This is a genomic window from Citrobacter sp. NCU1 (assembly GCF_010231475.1).
Taxonomy (GTDB): Bacteria; Pseudomonadota; Gammaproteobacteria; order Enterobacterales; family Enterobacteriaceae; genus Citrobacter_D.
The window spans coordinates 39,775-58,290 of the sequence record NZ_NRDO01000017.1 but is presented as its reverse complement, the minus strand read 5'-3'; the positions used below and the strand labels follow the sequence as shown (position 1 = coordinate 58,290).

The window sequence follows — 18,516 nt, the reverse complement described above, 5'->3', positions numbered from 1 at the left end:
ACGTTAATGATTATTGCCATCATCTGAAATTACCTGCCGTTGAAGAGCAGGGAATTTAGACAAAGTATAAAGAGAATTCATATAAATGAGCGAGTAGATTGCGCAACATACGCACGTGTTCAGGAGATTTCCGAAACGGCAAAAGGATGCTCCATGTACATGGCACGCGGCTTGGGTTACATTGTTGGCACTTTTTTCCGGCGTAGCCCAAAACGCGCGGTCGTCAAGTCGTTTAGGGTATGGCCTTCATCATCCGATCTGGAGTCAAAATGTCCTCACGTAAAGAGCTTGCCAATGCTATTCGTGCGCTGAGCATGGACGCAGTACAGAAAGCCAAATCCGGTCATCCGGGTGCCCCAATGGGTATGGCTGACATTGCCGAAGTCCTGTGGCGTGATTTCCTGAATCACAACCCGCAGAACCCGGCCTGGGCTGACCGTGACCGCTTCGTGCTGTCTAACGGCCACGGCTCCATGCTGATTTACAGCCTGCTGCACCTCACCGGCTATGATCTGCCGATGTCTGAGCTGCAGAACTTCCGTCAACTGCATTCCAAAACCCCGGGCCACCCGGAAGTGGGTTACACCGCAGGTGTTGAAACCACCACGGGCCCGCTGGGTCAGGGTATTGCTAACGCAGTCGGTATGGCTATCGCAGAAAAAACGCTGGCGGCGCAGTTCAACCGTCCGGGCCACGACATCGTTGACCACTTCACCTATGCCTTTATGGGCGACGGCTGCATGATGGAAGGTATCTCTCACGAGGTATGTTCCCTGGCCGGTACGCTGAAACTGGGCAAACTGGTCGCGTTCTACGATGACAACGGCATCTCTATTGATGGTCATGTTGAAGGCTGGTTCACCGACGATACCGCTAAACGTTTTGAAGCCTACGGCTGGCACGTGGTGCGTGGCGTTGACGGACATGATGCACAAGCGATTAAACGCGCAGTTGAAGAAGCGCGTGCTGTGACTGACAAACCGTCCCTGCTGATGTGCAAAACCATCATCGGTTTCGGTTCCCCGAACAAAGCCGGTACTCACGATTCCCACGGTGCGCCGCTGGGCGATGCAGAAATTGCACTGACCCGTGAGCAACTGGGCTGGAAATACGCGCCGTTCGAAATCCCGTCTGAAATCTACGCCCAGTGGGATGCGAAAGAAGCCGGTCAGGCGAAAGAGTCTGCATGGAACGAGAAATTCGCCGCTTACGCGAAAGCCTTCCCGCAGGAAGCTGCTGAATTCACCCGTCGTATGAAGGGCGAAATGCCGTCTGACTTCGACGCGAAAGCGAACGAATTCATTGCTAAGCTGCAGGCCAACCCGGCAAAAATTGCCAGCCGTAAAGCGTCTCAGAATGCGATCGAAGCTTTCGGCCCGCTGCTGCCGGAATTCCTCGGCGGCTCCGCTGACCTGGCACCAAGCAACCTGACCCTGTGGTCCGGTTCTAAAGCAATCAACGAAGATACTGCCGGTAACTACATCCATTACGGTGTACGTGAATTCGGTATGACCGCGATTGCCAACGGTATCTCCCTGCACGGTGGTTTCCTGCCGTACACCTCGACCTTCCTGATGTTCGTTGAATACGCACGTAACGCCGTACGTATGGCGGCTCTTATGAAGCAGCGTCAGGTGATGGTCTACACCCACGACTCCATCGGTCTGGGCGAAGACGGCCCGACTCACCAGCCGGTAGAGCAGGTGGCTTCTCTGCGCGTGACCCCGAACATGTCCACATGGCGTCCGTGTGACCAGGTTGAGTCCGCAGTAGCGTGGAAATATGGCGTTGAGCGTCAGGACGGCCCGACCGCACTGATCCTTTCCCGTCAGAACCTGGCGCAGCAGGATCGTACCGAAGAGCAACTGGCGAACATCGCTCGCGGTGGTTACGTGCTGAAAGATTGCGCAGGCCAGCCTGAGCTGATCTTCATCGCTACCGGTTCTGAAGTTGAGCTGGCTGTGGCCGCATGGGATAAACTGTCTGCCGAAGGCGTTAAGGCGCGCGTGGTTTCCATGCCGTCTACCGACGCGTTCGACAAGCAGGATGCCGCTTACCGTGAGTCCGTACTGCCGAAAGCCGTTTCCGCACGTGTTGCTGTGGAAGCGGGTATCGCTGACTACTGGTTCAAATATGTGGGCCTGAACGGCGCCATCGTTGGCATGACCACCTTTGGTGAGTCTGCGCCGGCTGAGCTGCTGTTTGAAGAGTTCGGCTTCACCGTTGACAACGTGGTTGCGAAAGCGAAAGCGCTGCTGTAATTACGCTGTTTTCGTTAAAAACGGGTCGCTTTGCGGCCCGTTTTTTTTGAGTGGTCAGGATAAATGTAACGGGGATGGGGTTAACAAATGACCTTGTTCAAGGCGAACCACACGTGGAAAGTGATGCTGTGTAAATGCAGCGTCATGGCTAATCGCTACCACGCTGGTTTCCCGCTGGCGGCATATGGCGAGCCAGTTCTCGAAGACGGCCAGCCAGTGTGCGTCAAAGTCCCGGCTGGGTTCATCAAGCAGCAGAATAGCGGGAGCTATTGCCTCAAGGCTTGCCACGGCGACCATACGACGCTGCGCCGTATGCAGATCCAGCGGATGCGCGTCGGCAACATCGTCTAACTGACACAACTGCAATGCAGCGGCAGTGCGTTGCGCAATCTCATCCGGCGGGCGTTTTTGTAACCGCAATCCAAAAGCGACTTCTTCTGATACTTTGCTGTGAAATATTTGGTTTTCAGCTTCCTGAAACAGTACACCGAGCTTTTTGGCGCGTTCCCGATTTTTCAGTTGCGCAATCGGTTTTCCCTGAAGGAGGACGGAACCGGATGACGGGGAGAGCAACCCGGCCATCACTCGCAGCAGAGTGGATTTGCCCGCACCATTATCTCCGGTCAGAGCCAGCCATTCGCCGGTTTTGACCTCCAGCGAGATTGCCCGAAGACAATCGTCAGACGCTCCCGGCCAGCGATAATTGACCTCAGTTAGCGTTAGCATTGTGCAGACAATTCTCCGTGTTGAAGCTGCCAGGTGTGTTGGCAATAGGCGATAAAAGGCGTGGGATTGCGCTCGAAAAGGATAATCAGCGTCTGTTGCGCCTTCGCCCAGGCCTGCAAACGCTCCAGCAACTGGTGGGTGGCGTGTGCGGTTAAACGACTGAACGCCTCATCCAGAATCAATATCCTGGGCTGCATGGCGAGTGCACTGGCAATCACCACGCGTTGCGTTTCTCCTCCTGAAAGCGTTCCAGGATGGCGATGGCGCAGCAACTGACATGCCGTCAGTGTCAGTGCTGCGTCAATCCGGCGCATAATTTCAGCTTCGGTAAGGCAGAGATTTTCCGGGCCAAACGCCACTTCCTCCTCAACGCTGAACGTACAACCGGAAAGCTGCAAATAGGGTGATTGCTGCACAAGCTGGATGGTACTCGACTGCTCGACGAGCGACAGTTGTCCGATGGCGTTACCCAGCAGCGTCCCCTGGCCTTCAATTTCTCCGGGTAGAAAGTCGGGATACCAGCCTGCCATGAGCTGAGCCAGCGTGCTTTTCCCGCTGCCGTTATCACCAAAAATCGCCACCATACCGGGTTCTGCGTAGTGGAAATTCATTCTACACGCAGGACGTGCGGTCTGTGTCGGGTGATAGCAAAACTGCTCTAGCGTAACCATATCCAGACTCCTGCTTCCGCCAGCATGAAAAGCACCATACTGTAGCGCGCCACACGCTGACACGTACTGTCTGCTGGCGCCCATAGCGTGGTACGGCGTTGGTGTAAACGAAATGCCCGCATATCCAGTGCTGCGCCGCGTACTGCCAGATCGTTGAGGGCATTATGTGTCAGAGGAACAATCAGCGCGGATATGGCACGAAGCCGCTGATACCAGCCTTCATCCAGAGGCACGCCGCGCGCGCGTTGCGCTTCGTGGATGATCGACAGTTGTTGCCTGAACTGCTCTACCACCAATAGCGGTCCGGCAAACAGGTAGGCGACGCCAGGTGGTAAACGAGACGCAAACAGCGCGCGGATAAACTGGCGCACCGGCACGTACTGCATCCAAAGTTGTGATGTGGAGACGATTGCCAGGATCCTTAGCCACAACGTGATGGCCTGCGCCCAGCGCTGTGGGTCACGTGGCTTACCGCTGATCCACTCGCTCAACCAACCGCCATGCACGAGCCACAGGCCAAATCCCAGCGATATCATCAGCCACGTAACGTATTTTGCCCGCTGACGTGTGGCCTTCACCCCCGCTAAACAGAGAAAGGCGGCTGCGCTGTAGAGCGGAAGTATGACGTCAGTGGGCAGCAGCAACGTGGAACAGGCCGCTAATGCCCATAGGGTTAACGAGGTAAATGGATGCATTAGCGCACGGCAGACATCGTTGGGAAATGGCGTGTGGTGCGAAGCGGCAGTTGTCGCAGTAGCATCCAGACGATGATCGCCGTCAGGATCTTATCGACCAGATTGGCACCCAGCACGGTAATGGCAACAGACTCCACCAGATTCTGGCCGACAGAGTTCATCCAGGCGATGAACAGATCGGCGCCGCTGCCGGTCACGCCGCCAAAGAGCGCGGTACGCAAGGGCACGGCAACCAACGTGACTGCCAGCGTAATCACAACGCCGCTGGCCACCACTTTCGGTAATGTGCGAAACCAACCTGCCCGTGCCAGCCATCCTGCGACCAGTCCAATCACCATGGCGACAGGCGCGAATGCCGCCGCAATAGGGTCGGTCAACAAACCCCAGAGTAGATTGGTCAGTAGTCCGGTCAACATACCAATGACGGGACCTAACAGCACTGCGCTGAGCAGGGTGCCGATTGAATCCAGAAAAATGGGCAGTTTCAGCATACTGATGAGCTGTCCGCCGATCATATTGATGGCAATAGCAATCACAATCAGCACCAGAGACTGGCTGGAAAATTGACGACGCGCCATAAAGAACCTCTTGCAAAGTAAAGGATTAACGGGAGGAAATCACCAGTTCGTCATAGTGGGACATCGCGCAAGGCTGGCGACTAAACGCCAGTGCGGTTAGCTCGCCGATCACCAGTTCAAGTGTGGTGCGAACAGTGCAGCCAGGCATCATATGGCCGCCCAGCATGGCGCCCTTTGGATCTGAGACGCAGAGATGAAGATGTTCGCCAGTGAGTTCGAGGGTGCCGCTCAGGGAGATCACTTCATAGGTTCCGCGAAGCAGTGTGGTTTCTTCCTGTCCGGCGTATCGCAGGGCGACGTCAGTCAGACTTCCGGTACAGCCTGCAATCCAGGCGGCTTGCAACTGGTGTTGAATGACAAACGCATGTAACTGTGTGAGGACTTCCTGACCGGGAAGCAAACGCAGCGCATAAAACCGTGCTTCAGACGATGGGGGATGAGATGCAGTCATATTTTGAGGGACTCCGAGACTCGGACGTAACGCTGATAATATAGACGCGGGTGGCTGCGCTTCCTGATATAAATCAGGATTTATGACGCGACAACGAAAAGATCTTGCTACGCTTATTCGCAATTCTGGAATATGGAATAAAACCGACGCGAATGGCTACCGAAATGTGATGTACGTCAGATAACTGTGTTCTTTGGCTGGACAATCATTCCTTTTATTCCGCGTTTCGCTTATTCTAGCTGAAGCGTTTCAGTCGCTTAAATGTTCGACAAATAATCAATCAGTCGCAGTTTGCGACAGGTAAGGTTTTCCTGGACGATTTGCTGGATTACTCTGTCAGCCTCATTTGAATCGGGATAGCCTTGCAGGAGACCTATGACCGTACGCGTAGCGATTAATGGCTTTGGTCGCATCGGGCGTAATGTGGTTCGTGCTTTGTATGAATCCGGACGTCGGGCGGAAATCACCGTGGTGGCAATCAACGAACTGGCGGATGCTACTGGCATGGCGCATTTGTTGAAATATGACACCAGCCATGGACGTTTTGCATGGGATGTTCGCCAGGAGCGCGACCAACTCATCGTCGGCGAAGATGCTATTCGCATTTTGCACGAACGGACTCTCGACGCGCTTCCCTGGCGTGAACTGGGTGTCGACGTTGTGCTGGATTGCACCGGCGTCTACGGTAACCGCGAGCACGGCGAAGCGCATATCGCCGCGGGCGCAAAGAAAGTGCTCTTTTCACATCCTGGCAGCAACGATCTCGACGCCACCGTGGTATTTGGCGTGAATCAGGAACAGTTGCGGGCTGAGCACCACATTGTCTCGAATGCCTCCTGCACCACGAATTGCATTATTCCGGTCATCAAGTTGTTGGATGATGCTTACGGCATTGAGTCCGGAACCGTCACCACGATCCACTCGGCTATGCACGATCAACAGGTGATTGATGCGTATCACCCTGACCTGCGACGTACACGAGCCGCGAGCCAGTCGATTATTCCGGTTGATACCAAATTGTCTGCCGGTATCACGCGAATTTTTCCGCAATTCAACGACCGATTCGAAGCGATTGCTGTTCGTGTGCCGACCATAAATGTGACGGCGATCGATTTAAGCGTGACGGTGAAAAAACCAGTAAAAGCCAATGAAGTCAATCAGTTGCTGCAAAAAGCAGCACAAGGTGCATTTCATGGTATAGTTGACTATACGGAATTACCGTTGGTCTCGATAGATTTTAACCACGACCCGCACAGTGCCATCGTCGATGGGACTCAAACACGCGTGAGTGGTGCGCACCTGATTAAGACGCTGGTCTGGTGCGATAATGAATGGGGCTTTGCTAACCGGATGCTCGACACAACGTTAGCGATGGCTGCTATTGGTTTCAGGTAAGGCGCGTGAGCGCTTGCAAAACTTAAAGAATCAACGAGAGGATTCACCATGTCTGTAATTAAGATGACCGATCTGGATCTTGCTGGTAAACGTGTTTTTATCCGTGCGGATCTGAACGTACCAGTTAAAGAAGGGAAAGTAACCAGCGACGCGCGTATCCGTGCTTCCCTGCCAACCATCGAACTGGCCCTGAAGCAGGGTGCAAAAGTGATGGTAACTTCCCACCTGGGTCGTCCTACCGAAGGCGAGTACAACGAAGAATTCTCTCTGCTGCCGGTCGTTAACTACCTGAAAGACAAACTGTCTAACCCGGTTCGTCTGGTAAAAGATTACCTGGACGGCGTTGAAGTTGCAGCCGGTGAACTGGTGGTTCTGGAAAACGTTCGCTTTAACAAAGGCGAGAAAAAAGACGACGAAGCACTGTCTAAAAAATACGCTGCATTGTGCGACGTATTCGTCATGGACGCCTTCGGTACGGCTCACCGTGCGCAGGCTTCCACTCACGGTATCGGCAAATTTGCTGACGTAGCGTGCGCAGGCCCGCTGCTGGCCGCTGAACTGGACGCGCTGGGCAAAGCACTGAAAGAACCTGCTCGCCCGATGGTGGCTATCGTCGGTGGTTCTAAAGTTTCTACCAAACTGACCGTTCTGGACTCTCTGTCTAAAATCGCTGACCAACTGATCGTTGGTGGTGGTATCGCGAACACCTTCGTTGCGGCTCAAGGCCACAACGTGGGTAAATCCCTGTACGAAGCTGACCTGGTTGATGAAGCAAAACGTCTGCTGACCACCTGTGACATCCCGGTTCCAACTGACGTTCGCGTAGCGACGGAGTTCTCTGAATCCGCGCCTGCGACTCTGAAATCTGTTGCTGACGTGAAAGAAGACGAGCAGATCCTGGATATCGGTGATGCTTCTGCACAGCAACTGGCTGAAATCCTGAAGAATGCAAAAACCATTCTGTGGAACGGTCCGGTGGGCGTGTTTGAATTCCCGAACTTCCGTAAAGGTACTGAAATCGTGGCTAACGCCATTGCAGACAGCGAAGCATTCTCCATCGCTGGCGGCGGCGATACTCTGGCAGCTATCGATCTGTTCGGTATTTCCGACAAGATTTCCTACATCTCCACTGGCGGCGGCGCATTCCTTGAATTCGTGGAAGGCAAAGTTCTGCCGGCAGTAGCAATGCTCGAAGAGCGCGCTAAGAAGTAAGTCATTTAAGGGCAGGGAAACCTGCCCAATTTTCAGCGCGCTTCGCAAGCACGCACTCTTTCTAAGGCCCGACGATACAGGACAACGAAACATGTCTAAAATTTTTGATTTCGTAAAACCAGGCGTAATCACTGGTGATGACGTACAGAAAGTGTTCCAGGTAGCAAAAGAAAACAACTTCGCTCTGCCAGCAGTTAACTGCGTCGGTACCGACTCCATCAACGCCGTTCTGGAAACCGCTGCGAAAGTAAAAGCGCCGGTTATCGTTCAGTTCTCTAACGGTGGTGCTTCCTTCATCGCGGGTAAAGGCGTGAAGTCTGACATTCCTCAGGGCGTCGCTATCCTGGGCGCTATCTCTGGTGCGCATCACGTTCATCAGATGGCTGAACACTACGGTGTTCCGGTTATCCTGCACACTGACCACTGCGCGAAGAAACTGCTGCCGTGGATCGACGGTCTGCTGGACGCGGGTGAAAAACACTTTGCTGCTACCGGCAAGCCGCTGTTCTCTTCTCACATGATCGACCTGTCTGAAGAGTCTCTGGAAGAGAACATCGAAATCTGCTCCAAATACCTGGCGCGCATGTCCAAAATCGGCATGACCCTAGAAATCGAACTGGGTTGCACCGGTGGTGAAGAAGACGGCGTGGACAACAGCCACATGGACGCTTCTGCACTGTACACCCAGCCGGAAGACGTTGATTACGCATACACCGAGCTGAGCAAAATCAGCCCGCGTTTCACCATCGCCGCTTCCTTCGGTAACGTACACGGCGTCTACAAACCAGGTAACGTGGTTCTGACTCCGACCATCCTGCGCGACTCTCAGGAGTATGTTTCTAAGAAACATAACCTGCCGCACAACAGCCTGAACTTCGTCTTCCACGGCGGTTCCGGTTCTACTGCTCAGGAAATCAAAGACTCCGTAAGCTACGGCGTAGTGAAAATGAACATCGATACCGACACCCAATGGGCGACCTGGGAAGGTGTTCTGAACTACTACAAAGCAAACGAAGCTTACCTGCAGGGCCAGCTGGGCAACCCGAAAGGCGAAGATCAGCCGAACAAGAAATACTACGATCCGCGCGTATGGCTGCGTGCTGGTCAGGTAACCATGATCACTCGTCTGGAGCAGGCTTTCACTGAACTGAACGCGGTTAACGTTCTGTAATGTGAGTCATTCTGCATGACATGAGGCCCGCTTTTGCGGGCCTTTTTTATGGCGAATTCAAGATACTGTCAGTACAAAAAGTGTGATCGATTTGGCAGAGTTCGTCTTTTTTGTTTACCCTTGTCCAGACTGCCAGTTTTTTGGGACCGGCTTTATTTTCCCGTTTGGGTAAGCAAAAAAGGAATAGTGAATGGAAGATCTCAATGTTGTCGACAGCATTAACGGTGCAGGCACCTGGCTGATTCGCAACCAGGCATTACTGCTGAGTTATGCCGTTAACATCGTTGCAGCTATCGCTATCATCATCGTCGGGATGATCGTGGCGCGTATCGTGTCGAATACCGTGAACCGTCTGATGGTTGCGCGTCAAATTGATACGACCGTCGCTGACTTTCTCTCAGCACTGGTACGTTACGGAATCATCGCCTTTACGCTGATTGCGGCACTGGGTCGTGTTGGGGTTCAGACAGCCTCCGTCATTGCGGTACTGGGTGCCGCAGGTTTAGCCGTTGGTCTGGCACTACAGGGTTCATTGTCTAACCTCGCGGCAGGGGTATTACTGGTGATGTTCCGTCCATTCCGTGCGGGTGAGTATGTGGATCTGGGTGGTGTTGCGGGAACGGTACTTAACGTGCAGATTTTCTCCACTACTCTGCGTTCTGTGGACGGTAAAATCGTGGTGATCCCGAACGGTAAAATCATCGCCGGCAATATTATTAACTTTTCTCGTGAGCCGGTTCGTCGTAACGAATTTATGATCAGCGTGACCTATGACTCCGATATTGATCAGGTGAAAAAAATCCTGACCGATATCATTCAGTCTGAAGACCGTATTCTGAAAGACCGTGAAATGACGGTGCGCCTGAATGAGCTGGGCGTATCATCGATTAATTTCGTGGTTCGTGTCTGGAGCAACAGCGGCGATCTGCAAGAGGTGTATTGGGATGTGCTGGAGCGCATTAAACGTGAGTTTGATGCGAAGAGCATTCGCTTCCCGTCGCCGAAAATGGACGTCAACTTCAAGCGCGTAAAAGAGAACGTAGCAGAGTAATTTTTACCTTCGCGTATGGCCTGATGGCGCAGCACCATCAGGCCGATCAAGCCAGTCTTTCATCGTTCGTATCAAGCATTAGCGGTCATCTGGCCTTTTCTCCTCTTCTCATTAACTTCTCTAATCTGTGATTAAAATTATCAATTTCCGCTAATGATTTTGCCGCGCTATAGTCTGCACTAAAGATGAATAGTTCGGGATATCTAACGTGTTGTCTTATTATTTTCAAGGTCTTGCGCTCGGCGCAGCCATGATTCTGCCGCTCGGTCCGCAGAATGCGTTTGTCATGAATCAGGGGATTCGTCGGCAATATCATCTGATGATTGCCTTACTTTGCGCCATCAGCGACCTGCTGCTGATTTGTGCGGGGATCTTTGGCGGTAGCGCATTGTTGATGCAGTCGCCGTGGCTGATGGCGCTGGTCACCTGGGGCGGCGTGGCCTTTCTTCTGTGGTATGGTTTCGGCGCGTTAAAAACGGCAATGAGCAGTAACCTGGAACTCGCCAGTGCGGAAGTGATGAAGCAGGGGCGTTGGAAAATTATCGCCACCATGCTGGCGGTAACCTGGCTGAATCCGCATGTTTATCTGGATACCTTCGTGGTGTTGGGGAGTCTGGGTGGACAACTGGAGGTAGAACCCAGGCGCTGGTTTGCTCTCGGCACGGTAAGCGCGTCATTTCTTTGGTTCTTTGGTCTGGCGTTGCTGGCCGCCTGGCTGGCACCGAGGTTGCGTACCGCCAAAGCCCAACGCACGATTAATATTCTGGTCGGACTGGTGATGTGGTTTATCGCTTTTCAACTGGCAAAAGAAGGTGTTGCGCACGTTCACGCCCTCTTTATTTAGGTCTGGTCTGATAGACAATATGCAGATACCCGCTAAGCTTGCCTGCATGCGCCCTGAGTTTTTGGGCGATTAACGAAACATGGAGGAGCGACAGTGAAGTTCAAAATGATAGCCCTGGCGGCATTAGTCGGATTCAGTGCAATGTCGGTACAGGCAAATGAACTGCCTTCCGGACCGCACATTGTGACCTCCGGTACAGCAAGTGTGGACGCGACTCCAGATATCGCGACACTGGCAATTGAAGTTAATGTTGCGGCAAAAGATGCGGCAACCGCCAAGAAACAGGCGGACGAGCGTGTGGCTCAGTACCTTTCCTTTCTTGAGCAAAATCAGATAGCGAAGAAAGATATCAGTTCAGCCAACCTGCGAACGCAACCGGATTACGATTATCAGAATGGTAAAAGTGTCCTGAAAGGCTACCGTGCAGTGCGGACCGTTGAAGTGACTTTGCGTCAACTGGATAAACTTAACGCCCTGTTGGATGGTGCATTGAAGGCGGGTTTGAACGAGATCCGTTCAGTCTCGCTGGGCGTTGCGCAGCCGGAAGAATACAAAGACAAGGCGCGCAAAGCGGCGATTGACGATGCCATCCATCAGGCTCAGCAACTGGCGGCGGGTTTTAACAGCAAGCTGGGTCCGGTCTACAGTGTGCGCTACCACGTCTCCAATTATCAGCCGAGCCCGGTGGTACGGATGATGAAAGCGGATGCGGCGCCTGCTGTATCAGCTGAAGAAAGCTATGAGCAGCCAACCATCCAGTTTGGCGATCAGGTCGATGTGGTATTCCAGTTGGAACCTGCCGCAGGGCAGCAACAGGCAACCACCACTAAAGCTCAGTAATCTACAGAACCCGGCGCCACTGCCGGGTTTTTTAATCCTTTCCTTTTTTCCCGCATTTTTTCTGTGAGCAACTGTAAAAGTGGGACGCACGTCCAGTCTTTTTCTTCGACAGAATGAGGATATGCCCTGGTGATTTTATGAGGTGACTATGGATATCTTTATTTCAAAGAAGATGCGTAATTTCATTCTGTTGGCGCAAACTAATAATATTGTCAGGGCGGCAGAAAAAATACATATGACGGCTTCTCCCTTTGGCAAAAGTATTTCGGCGCTGGAGGACCAGATTGGTTACACGCTGTTTACCCGCAAAGATAACAGCATCAGCCTGAACAAGGCGGGGCAGGAGTTGTATCAAAAACTTTTTCCGATTTATCAACGTTTATCCGCAATCGATAATGAAATTCACCACTCGGCTCGTCGCTCACGCAATATTGTGATCGGCATTGACAACACCTACCCCACCATTATTTTCGATCAACTGATAAGCCTCGGCGACAAGTATGACGGCGTGACCGCACAGGCCGTTGAATTTAGCGAAAACGGGGTGATCGATAACTTGTTTGACAGAAAACTCGATTTTATTCTTTCGCCGCAGCAGGTGTCAGCCCGCGTTCAGGAGCTGGACAATCTCACTGTGACTGACTTGCCGCCGCTGCGTTTGGGGTTTCTGGTCTCCCGGCGTTATGAAGAGAGGCAACCGCAGGCGCTTTTACAGGAGCTACCCTGGCTACAAATGCGCTTCCAGAACAGAGCCAATTTTGAAGCAATGCTGGATGCATATATGCGCCCGTGTGGAATTAGCCCTACGATTATCTATCGGCCTTACAGTTTTATGGCCAAAATTAGCGCCGTAGAGCACGGGCAGTTTTTGACGGTAATACCGCATTTTGCCTGGCGTCTGGTGAATCCGGCAAAACTCAAATACTTCGACGCGCCGCACAGCCCGATGTATATGCGTGAGTTTCTCTATTCCCTGAAAAACCATCGTTATACCGCCACGATGCTTCAGCATATTGCCGAAGATCGTGACGGTACCGCGAACTAACCGAGCATTGAACCGCTTTCCAGCAGGTTGCGGTGCAGATCAAACGCATGACTCAGATCGTGATGGATATGCCCGCCGGGGGCATTTTCCATATACCGGTGCAGATAATCCCGGTACAACGGATGCGCGCAGTTGTCGATAATCGTGTGCGCGCGCTGAAGCGGAGATAACCCGCGCAAATCAGCAATACCTTGCTCGGTAATGATGACTTTAACGCTGTGTTCACTGTGATCAACATGACTGCACATCGGGACAATCGTTGAAATCTTCCCGCCTTTCGCAATAGACGGCGCCATAAAGATAGACAAATAGGCGTTACGTTCAAAATCGCCGCTGCCTCCGATGCCATTCATCAGATTGACGCCAGCAATATGCGTCGAGTTGGCGTGACCATAAATATCAAACTCAAGACCGACATTCAGCGCAATCACACCAAGACGGCGAATAATCTCCGGATTATTAGAGATCTCCTGTGGGCGAAGCACGATACGGCTGGCGAAGAAATCCATATTGTCGTAAATCGTCTGCAGTGAGCTGGCAGAAACGGTCAGGCTGGAGGCACTGGCACCGGTAATTTTCCCGGTCTCCAACAGATGCACCACCGAGTCTTGCAGTACCTCGGAATACATCATAAACGGCGGGATCTCCGGATTTTCGCCAAGCCTCGCCATGACGGCATTGTTTATATTGCCAACCCCGCTCTGCAAAGGCAGAAATTCAGGTGGAATGCGCTGATTCACGATTTCATTCAGTAAGAACGCCACGACGTTGTCGGCAATTTGCTGGCAGGTCGGGTTTTCTTTTATCGTCATGTTTCCGGCGTCGGGTAATTCCGTGTCCACCAGGGCGACAATCTTTTTGGGATCAATCTGCACACAATGGCTGCCAACGCGATCCATAGTATGAAAAATGGGGACGCTATTACGTCTCGGCGGCGCGCCGGGAATGACAATATCGGCCAGTTCACAGACCCGTGGGCTATGGTAGTGATTCAGTTCAATGATCACTTTTTTCGCTCGCAACAGCCAGGTCGGTGCGTTGCCGATCCCGCTGGAAAGCCAGATCCGGCCATCCGGCGCAATCGATGAGGCTTCGATCACCGCAATGTCGATGTCGCCAAAGAAGCCGTAATTGACCATTTGCGCCACTTCGCTCAGGTGCAGATCGACAAATTTAACCTGCCCCTGATTGATTTTTTCCCGCAGGCCGGCGGAGGTCTGGTACGGCGCTCGCCACGAGACGGCATCCGCCTCAGACAATGCGTCATCCGCCGCAGCGCCGATAGACGCGCCAGTCAATAGACGGATCTGAAAGGGCTGTTGTGCATCATGTTTTTCACTGGCACGTCTGGCAATGGCGGCGGGCAGGGCTTTCGGCGATCCTGCCGGGGTAAAGCCGCCGAAGGCAACCATATCATCGTGCTGAATAAACTCCGCCGCTTCATCGGCGCTCATTCGTTTCATCCTGCGTTCCTTCGTTGGACGCGATTAATGACCGACAAAATTCGGTTTCCGTTTTTGCAGGAACGCGTTCATCCCTTCCTGATAGTCCTCGCTGTCGTAAACGGCGCGACGCATTCCCTGGATACGCTCAAATTCATCAGAGTTCATGGTGTGTGCTTCACCCAGTACCCGTAGCTCTTCCTTGATGACGGCGATCGCCAAAGGCGCTTTTTCTGAAATATGGTGTGCCATCTGGAGGGTAAAATCTTCCAGTTCGGCGGCATCGACCACATGGTTAAGAATGCCGACAGCCAGCGCCCGTTGCGCGGTAATGGGGGAGGCGGTAAAAATCAGCTCTTTGACGATATGGAAACCGGCGTCGCGCGTCAGGTTGTGAATGCCCACCAGGTTATACGGCACACCGAGATTGACCGGGGTCATCGAGAAGGTCGATGTGCTGGCGGCGATAATCAGATCGGAACTCATGATCATCTCAAACGCGCCGCCCCAGACGCTGCCTTCAACCATAGAGATCACTGGTTTGGGATATTTTTGGATCATGCGGGTGATCTGGCGCAGCGGATCGTCATAAGAAAGCGGATCGCGCCGTCCGGTGGGCAACTCGTGGATGTCATGGCCCGCCGAGAAGACTTTTGCCCCGCTGGGGGCGCGCAAAATAATGCAACGAATTTCCGGTCGATTAAGGTCGCTCAGCGCCTGCATTAAATCGTCCATAAACACTTTACTCAGGGCGTTGAGTTTACGGGAATAGTTAAACTCAATAACGGCAACTTTCTGAATAATGACAACGTTAACATATTGATAAGACATAAAAGATCCTTTATTCAAAATACTGATGCTGAAGAAATTCGTTGATGTGACGCAGGCCAGCGCGCGGTGACAGGTCATTGTTTTTGACCGCCTGCAACATTTGATGGAAATAATGGTTAAATTCGGTGCGGGTAAACAACAGGTGCAGCACCGATGCTTCGGTCTGTTTTTGCAACCACTCAACCGACTGCTGCTGGCGAACTTGCGCCAGTCGACCGCTGGCGGTGAGTGCGGCTCTGAAGTCGGCGATGGTCTGCCAGATCTCTTCAATGCCGCGTTTCTCAAGTGCGCTGCAGGCCAGAACCTGTGGCGGCCACTCTTCATACTTGCGGCGTAAAATGTGCAGCGCGGATTCATACATATGGCGGGCAATGGCAACGTTGGGGCGATTGTCACCGTCGTCCTTGTTGATAATGATCAGATCCGCCATCTCCATGATCCCTTTTTTGATCCCTTGCAGAGCGTCGCCACCCCCGGCGATTTGCAGCGAGACAAAGCAATCCACCATGCGGGCGACTTCAACTTCTGACTGACCCACGCCAACGGTTTCGACAATGACCACATCGAAGCCCGCGGCTTCGCAAAGCAGCATCAATTCGTGAGCGCGCTGGCTGGTGCCACCCAGATGCCCGCTGGAAGGCACCGGGCGAATAAACGCGGCATCTGAGCGTGCCAGCTCTGTCATACGGGTTTTGTCACCGAGAATACTGCCGCTGCTCACCGGGCTGCTTGGATCGACGGCGATAACCGCCACCCGCAGGCCGTGGCTAATAAGCAACATGCCGAACGCGTCCAGAAAAGTGCTTTTTCCCGCGCCTGGCGTACCGGTAATGCCCAGACGCAGGGCGTGGCCTGTAAACGGCATAATCGCATCCAGCAGTGTCGTACTCAGCGCCTGGTGTCCAGGATGACGGCTTTCTATCAGCGTCATGGCCTGAGCGAGCGTAGAGCGATCGCCCAGCCGTAATCGCCGGATAGACTCTGCCAGTGTGGCGTCGTTAATCATGATGTTGCCCAAGGCGGCTCAACACATCGCGTACGCTTTCCAGCATGGGGGTGCCGGGACCATAAATTGCCGCAACACCGTGTTCTTGCAGGAAGGCGTAATCCTGAGGCGGGATCACGCCGCCTGCCACGACGCAGATATCTTCGCGACCCCAGTTTTTGAGCGCAGTCACCAGTTCAGGGATCAACGTTTTATGTCCGGCGGCCAGCGACGATGCGCCGACCACATGCACGTCGTTTTCAATCGCCAGGCGGGCGATCTCCTCTGGCGTGGAAAACATCGGACTGAGATCAACGTCAAAACCGAGATCGGAATAGGCGCTGGCGATCACTTTCGCGCCGCGATCGTGGCCATCCTGGCCCATTTTGGCGATCAGGATCCGTGGGCGTCTGCCGTGGTCGGCGAGAAACTGTTCGGTTTGCGCAAGGATGGCGTCGAACTCAGCGGCGGACTGGCTGGATTGGTGATAGCTTTGCGCAATCACGCCCGTGACGCACTGGCTGGGGACCAGATAACGGTCGAACGCGGTTTCCAGCGCGTCAGAAATTTCACCCAATGTGGCGCGTGCGCGTGCGGCAATCACTGCGGCAGCGAGCAGGTTTTCATTATGCTGTGCGGCATGGGTGAGGGCGGTCAGCGCGGATTTGACCGTCGCCTCGTCGCGTGTGGCGCGGATGTGTTTCAGTGAGGCAATTTGCTCGTTGCGGACTTTAACATTGTCAATTTCCAGCACTGACGTTTCATCTTCCTTCTCCAGCTTGTATTTATTCACCCCGACGATCACCCGTTTTCCCTGATCGATCAGCGACTGTTCGCGAGCAGATGCCTCTTCGATCATCCGTTTCGGCAGTCCGGCTTCGATAGCCTTCGCCATGCCGCCCGCCTCGTCGATTTGCTGGATGATAGCCCGCGCCTGCTTGACTATCTGATCGGTCAACGACTCGACGTAGTAAGAGCCCGCCAGCGGATCGACGGTGCGACAAATTTCTGACTCTTCCTGAATGATGATCTGCGTGTTGCGGGCGATACGCGCTGAAAAATCGCCAGGCAGGCCCAGCGCTTCGTCAAAGGCGTTGGTATGCAGAGACTGCGTACCGCCAAGCGTAGCGCCAAGTGCTTCTATGGTGGTACGGATGACATTGTTATAGGGATCCTGCTCGGTCAGACTCCAGCCGGAGGTCTGGCAGTGGGTGCGCAGCGCCAGCGATTTCGGGTTGGTCGCCCCAAAACTGCTGACCGCTTCGCTCCACAGGTAACGTGCGGCGCGCAGCATGGCGACATTCATAAACAGATCCATGCCGATACCGAAGAAGAAAGATAAACGGGGGGCAAAATCATCTATTTTCAGTCCGGCACAGAGCGCCGCTTTGATGTATTCAATGCCGTCCGCCAGGGTGAACGCGACCTGCTGCACACAGTTGGCGCCAGCTTCACCCATGTGATAACCGCTAATACTGATGGTGTTAAAGCGGGGCATATTGTCCGAACACCAGGCAATGATGTCGGCGATGATGCGCATGGAGGGTTTTGGGGGATAAATATAGGTGTTGCGGCACAGGTACTCTTTCAAAATATCATTTTGAATCGTGCCGGTGAGTTGGTCTGGTGTGACGCCCTGTTCTTCCGCAGCCACGATATAGAACGCCATGACGGGCAATACCGCGCCGTTCATGGTCATGGAGACGGACATTTTATCCAATGGGATCTGGTCGAACAGGACTTTCATATCTTCCACGGTATCAATAGCGACACCGGCTTTACCCACATCGCCAGCCACACGTGGATTATCAGAGTCGTAACCGCGATGGGTGGCTAAATCAAACGCCACAGATAGCCCTTTTTGCCCGGCGGCGAGGTTGCGACGATAAAAGGCATTGGACTCTTTGGCGGTAGAGAAACCGGCGTACTGGCGAATGGTCCAGGGCTGCGCCGTGTACATGGTGGCGCGTGGGCCGCGAACGTAAGGCGGCAGGCCGGGGAGGGTATCCATCACTTCCAGGTTATCGAGGTCGGCGGAGGTATATAACGGCTTGACGGCGATCCCTTCTGCCGTATGGCGTACAAGATCCTCAATGGTTTTTTCCTGGCGGCTGAGTTCCTTATTGGCCAGCCGTTGCCAGTCCTGCAAATTTGACATGTGGTGCTCCGTATTACGCAATGGAATGGGGTCTTGCGAATACGGTGAGCTTTTTAACTTACGCTGTCGCCAGCAAAAAATAGCCAACGACGCGTCGTTTTTTGCCGCCTTGAATTATTAATTTTTGTGATGGATTTCAAAGATTTTTTTGGGTGAGTTA

General features: G+C 53.3%; 17 protein-coding genes. 8 read left to right on the top strand and 9 right to left on the bottom strand.

The window, feature by feature from the left end; genetic code table 11:
- The first annotated feature begins 269 nt into the window (after window positions 1-269).
- Window positions 270-2,261: a transketolase gene (gene tkt, locus CJP72_RS07185; RefSeq protein WP_162380196.1), complete on the top strand. Its 1,992-nt coding sequence runs from the start codon at window positions 270-272 to the stop codon at window positions 2,259-2,261.
- Window positions 2,262-2,315: 54 nt separating this feature from the next.
- On the opposite strand, the gene CJP72_RS07180 is transcribed toward tkt, so the two are convergent.
- Genes CJP72_RS07180 through CJP72_RS07160 form a run of 5 tightly spaced genes read right to left on the bottom strand, consistent with a single transcriptional unit; the run spans window position 2,316 to window position 5,382 of the window.
- Complete coding sequence (locus CJP72_RS07180) at window positions 2,316-2,987, bottom strand: ABC transporter ATP-binding protein (RefSeq protein WP_162380195.1); 672 nt, start codon at window positions 2,985-2,987, stop codon at window positions 2,316-2,318.
- Window positions 2,981-3,658, bottom strand: a complete 678-nt coding sequence (locus CJP72_RS07175) for an ABC transporter ATP-binding protein (RefSeq protein WP_162380194.1) — start codon at window positions 3,656-3,658, stop codon at window positions 2,981-2,983. The genes CJP72_RS07180 and CJP72_RS07175 overlap by 7 nt, the downstream gene beginning before the upstream one ends.
- Window positions 3,646-4,353: an energy-coupling factor transporter transmembrane component T gene (locus tag CJP72_RS07170; RefSeq protein WP_162380193.1), complete on the bottom strand. Its 708-nt coding sequence runs from the start codon at window positions 4,351-4,353 to the stop codon at window positions 3,646-3,648. Before CJP72_RS07170 ends, CJP72_RS07175 begins: the two co-directional genes overlap by 13 nt.
- Window positions 4,353-4,931: an ECF transporter S component gene (locus CJP72_RS07165; RefSeq protein ID WP_162380192.1), complete on the bottom strand. Its 579-nt coding sequence runs from the start codon at window positions 4,929-4,931 to the stop codon at window positions 4,353-4,355. Before CJP72_RS07165 ends, CJP72_RS07170 begins: the two co-directional genes overlap by 1 nt.
- A gap of 25 nt (window positions 4,932-4,956) precedes the next feature.
- Window positions 4,957-5,382 (bottom strand): PPC domain-containing DNA-binding protein, encoded by a 426-nt coding sequence (locus tag CJP72_RS07160; protein WP_162380191.1) that lies wholly within the window; start codon window positions 5,380-5,382, stop codon window positions 4,957-4,959.
- A 375-nt stretch (window positions 5,383-5,757) separates the two neighbouring features.
- Between CJP72_RS07160 and epd the strand changes: the two genes are divergently transcribed.
- The 7 genes from epd (at window position 5,758) to srsR (ending at window position 12,940) form a co-directional block, all read left to right on the top strand.
- A complete protein-coding gene (gene epd, locus CJP72_RS07155; protein WP_162380190.1) occupies window positions 5,758-6,777 on the top strand; it encodes an erythrose-4-phosphate dehydrogenase in 1,020 nt (339 codons plus the stop codon).
- 48 nt (window positions 6,778-6,825) lie between these two features.
- Window positions 6,826-7,989, top strand: coding sequence for a phosphoglycerate kinase (gene pgk, locus CJP72_RS07150; RefSeq protein ID WP_162380189.1), 1,164 nt, complete (start codon window positions 6,826-6,828; stop codon window positions 7,987-7,989).
- A 91-nt stretch (window positions 7,990-8,080) separates the two neighbouring features.
- A complete protein-coding gene (gene fbaA, locus CJP72_RS07145; RefSeq protein WP_162380188.1) occupies window positions 8,081-9,160 on the top strand; it encodes a class II fructose-bisphosphate aldolase in 1,080 nt (359 codons plus the stop codon).
- Between the two features lie 190 nt (window positions 9,161-9,350).
- The gene (gene mscS, locus CJP72_RS07140; RefSeq protein ID WP_162380187.1) at window positions 9,351-10,211 is read left to right on the top strand and encodes a small-conductance mechanosensitive channel MscS; all 861 of its coding nucleotides are present in this window, start codon (window positions 9,351-9,353) and stop codon (window positions 10,209-10,211) included.
- A 208-nt stretch (window positions 10,212-10,419) separates the two neighbouring features.
- Window positions 10,420-11,055, top strand: a complete 636-nt coding sequence (gene argO / locus CJP72_RS07135) for an arginine exporter ArgO (RefSeq protein ID WP_162380186.1) — start codon at window positions 10,420-10,422, stop codon at window positions 11,053-11,055.
- 93 nt (window positions 11,056-11,148) lie between these two features.
- On the top strand, window positions 11,149-11,895 hold the full coding sequence (locus tag CJP72_RS07130) for an oxidative stress defense protein (RefSeq protein ID WP_162380185.1): 747 nt from the start codon (window positions 11,149-11,151) through the stop codon (window positions 11,893-11,895).
- Between the two features lie 148 nt (window positions 11,896-12,043).
- On the top strand, window positions 12,044-12,940 hold the full coding sequence (gene srsR, locus CJP72_RS07125) for a LysR family transcriptional regulator SrsR (protein ID WP_162380184.1): 897 nt from the start codon (window positions 12,044-12,046) through the stop codon (window positions 12,938-12,940).
- On the opposite strand, the gene CJP72_RS07120 is transcribed toward srsR, so the two are convergent.
- From CJP72_RS07120 to scpA, 4 genes are read right to left on the bottom strand one after another with little or no spacing between them, the layout of a single operon-like run.
- Entirely contained in the window at window positions 12,937-14,403 is a 1,467-nt protein-coding gene (locus CJP72_RS07120) for an acetyl-CoA hydrolase/transferase family protein (RefSeq protein WP_162380183.1), read from the bottom strand. The two genes, srsR and CJP72_RS07120, sit on opposite strands and share 4 nt — an antisense overlap.
- Window positions 14,404-14,427: 24 nt before the next feature.
- A complete protein-coding gene (gene scpB / locus CJP72_RS07115; RefSeq protein WP_162380182.1) occupies window positions 14,428-15,213 on the bottom strand; it encodes a methylmalonyl-CoA decarboxylase in 786 nt (261 codons plus the stop codon).
- A gap of 10 nt (window positions 15,214-15,223) precedes the next feature.
- Window positions 15,224-16,219: a methylmalonyl Co-A mutase-associated GTPase MeaB gene (gene meaB / locus CJP72_RS07110; protein ID WP_162380181.1), complete on the bottom strand. Its 996-nt coding sequence runs from the start codon at window positions 16,217-16,219 to the stop codon at window positions 15,224-15,226.
- Entirely contained in the window at window positions 16,212-18,356 is a 2,145-nt protein-coding gene (gene scpA / locus CJP72_RS07105) for a methylmalonyl-CoA mutase (protein WP_162380180.1), read from the bottom strand. Before scpA ends, meaB begins: the two co-directional genes overlap by 8 nt.
- Window positions 18,357-18,516: the final 160 nt, after the last annotated feature.

What these genes read in the sequence shown, in the direction of transcription:
- tkt (WP_162380196.1), top strand. Translation starts at nt 270, where the DNA reads ATGTCCTCACGTAAAGAGCTTGCCAATGCTATTCGTGCGCTGAGCATG.
- CJP72_RS07180 (WP_162380195.1), bottom strand. Translation starts at nt 2,987, where the DNA reads ATGCTAACGCTAACTGAGGTCAATTATCGCTGGCCGGGAGCGTCTGAC.
- CJP72_RS07175 (WP_162380194.1), bottom strand. Translation starts at nt 3,658, where the DNA reads ATGGTTACGCTAGAGCAGTTTTGCTATCACCCGACACAGACCGCACGT.
- CJP72_RS07170 (WP_162380193.1), bottom strand. Translation starts at nt 4,353, where the DNA reads ATGCATCCATTTACCTCGTTAACCCTATGGGCATTAGCGGCCTGTTCC.
- CJP72_RS07165 (WP_162380192.1), bottom strand. Translation starts at nt 4,931, where the DNA reads ATGGCGCGTCGTCAATTTTCCAGCCAGTCTCTGGTGCTGATTGTGATT.
- CJP72_RS07160 (WP_162380191.1), bottom strand. Translation starts at nt 5,382, where the DNA reads ATGACTGCATCTCATCCCCCATCGTCTGAAGCACGGTTTTATGCGCTG.
- epd (WP_162380190.1), top strand. Translation starts at nt 5,758, where the DNA reads ATGACCGTACGCGTAGCGATTAATGGCTTTGGTCGCATCGGGCGTAAT.
- pgk (WP_162380189.1), top strand. Translation starts at nt 6,826, where the DNA reads ATGTCTGTAATTAAGATGACCGATCTGGATCTTGCTGGTAAACGTGTT.
- fbaA (WP_162380188.1), top strand. Translation starts at nt 8,081, where the DNA reads ATGTCTAAAATTTTTGATTTCGTAAAACCAGGCGTAATCACTGGTGAT.
- mscS (WP_162380187.1), top strand. Translation starts at nt 9,351, where the DNA reads ATGGAAGATCTCAATGTTGTCGACAGCATTAACGGTGCAGGCACCTGG.
- srsR (WP_162380184.1), top strand. Translation starts at nt 12,044, where the DNA reads ATGGATATCTTTATTTCAAAGAAGATGCGTAATTTCATTCTGTTGGCG.
- CJP72_RS07120 (WP_162380183.1), bottom strand. Translation starts at nt 14,403, where the DNA reads ATGAAACGAATGAGCGCCGATGAAGCGGCGGAGTTTATTCAGCACGAT.
- scpB (WP_162380182.1), bottom strand. Translation starts at nt 15,213, where the DNA reads ATGTCTTATCAATATGTTAACGTTGTCATTATTCAGAAAGTTGCCGTT.
- meaB (WP_162380181.1), bottom strand. Translation starts at nt 16,219, where the DNA reads ATGATTAACGACGCCACACTGGCAGAGTCTATCCGGCGATTACGGCTG.
- scpA (WP_162380180.1), bottom strand. Translation starts at nt 18,356, where the DNA reads ATGTCAAATTTGCAGGACTGGCAACGGCTGGCCAATAAGGAACTCAGC.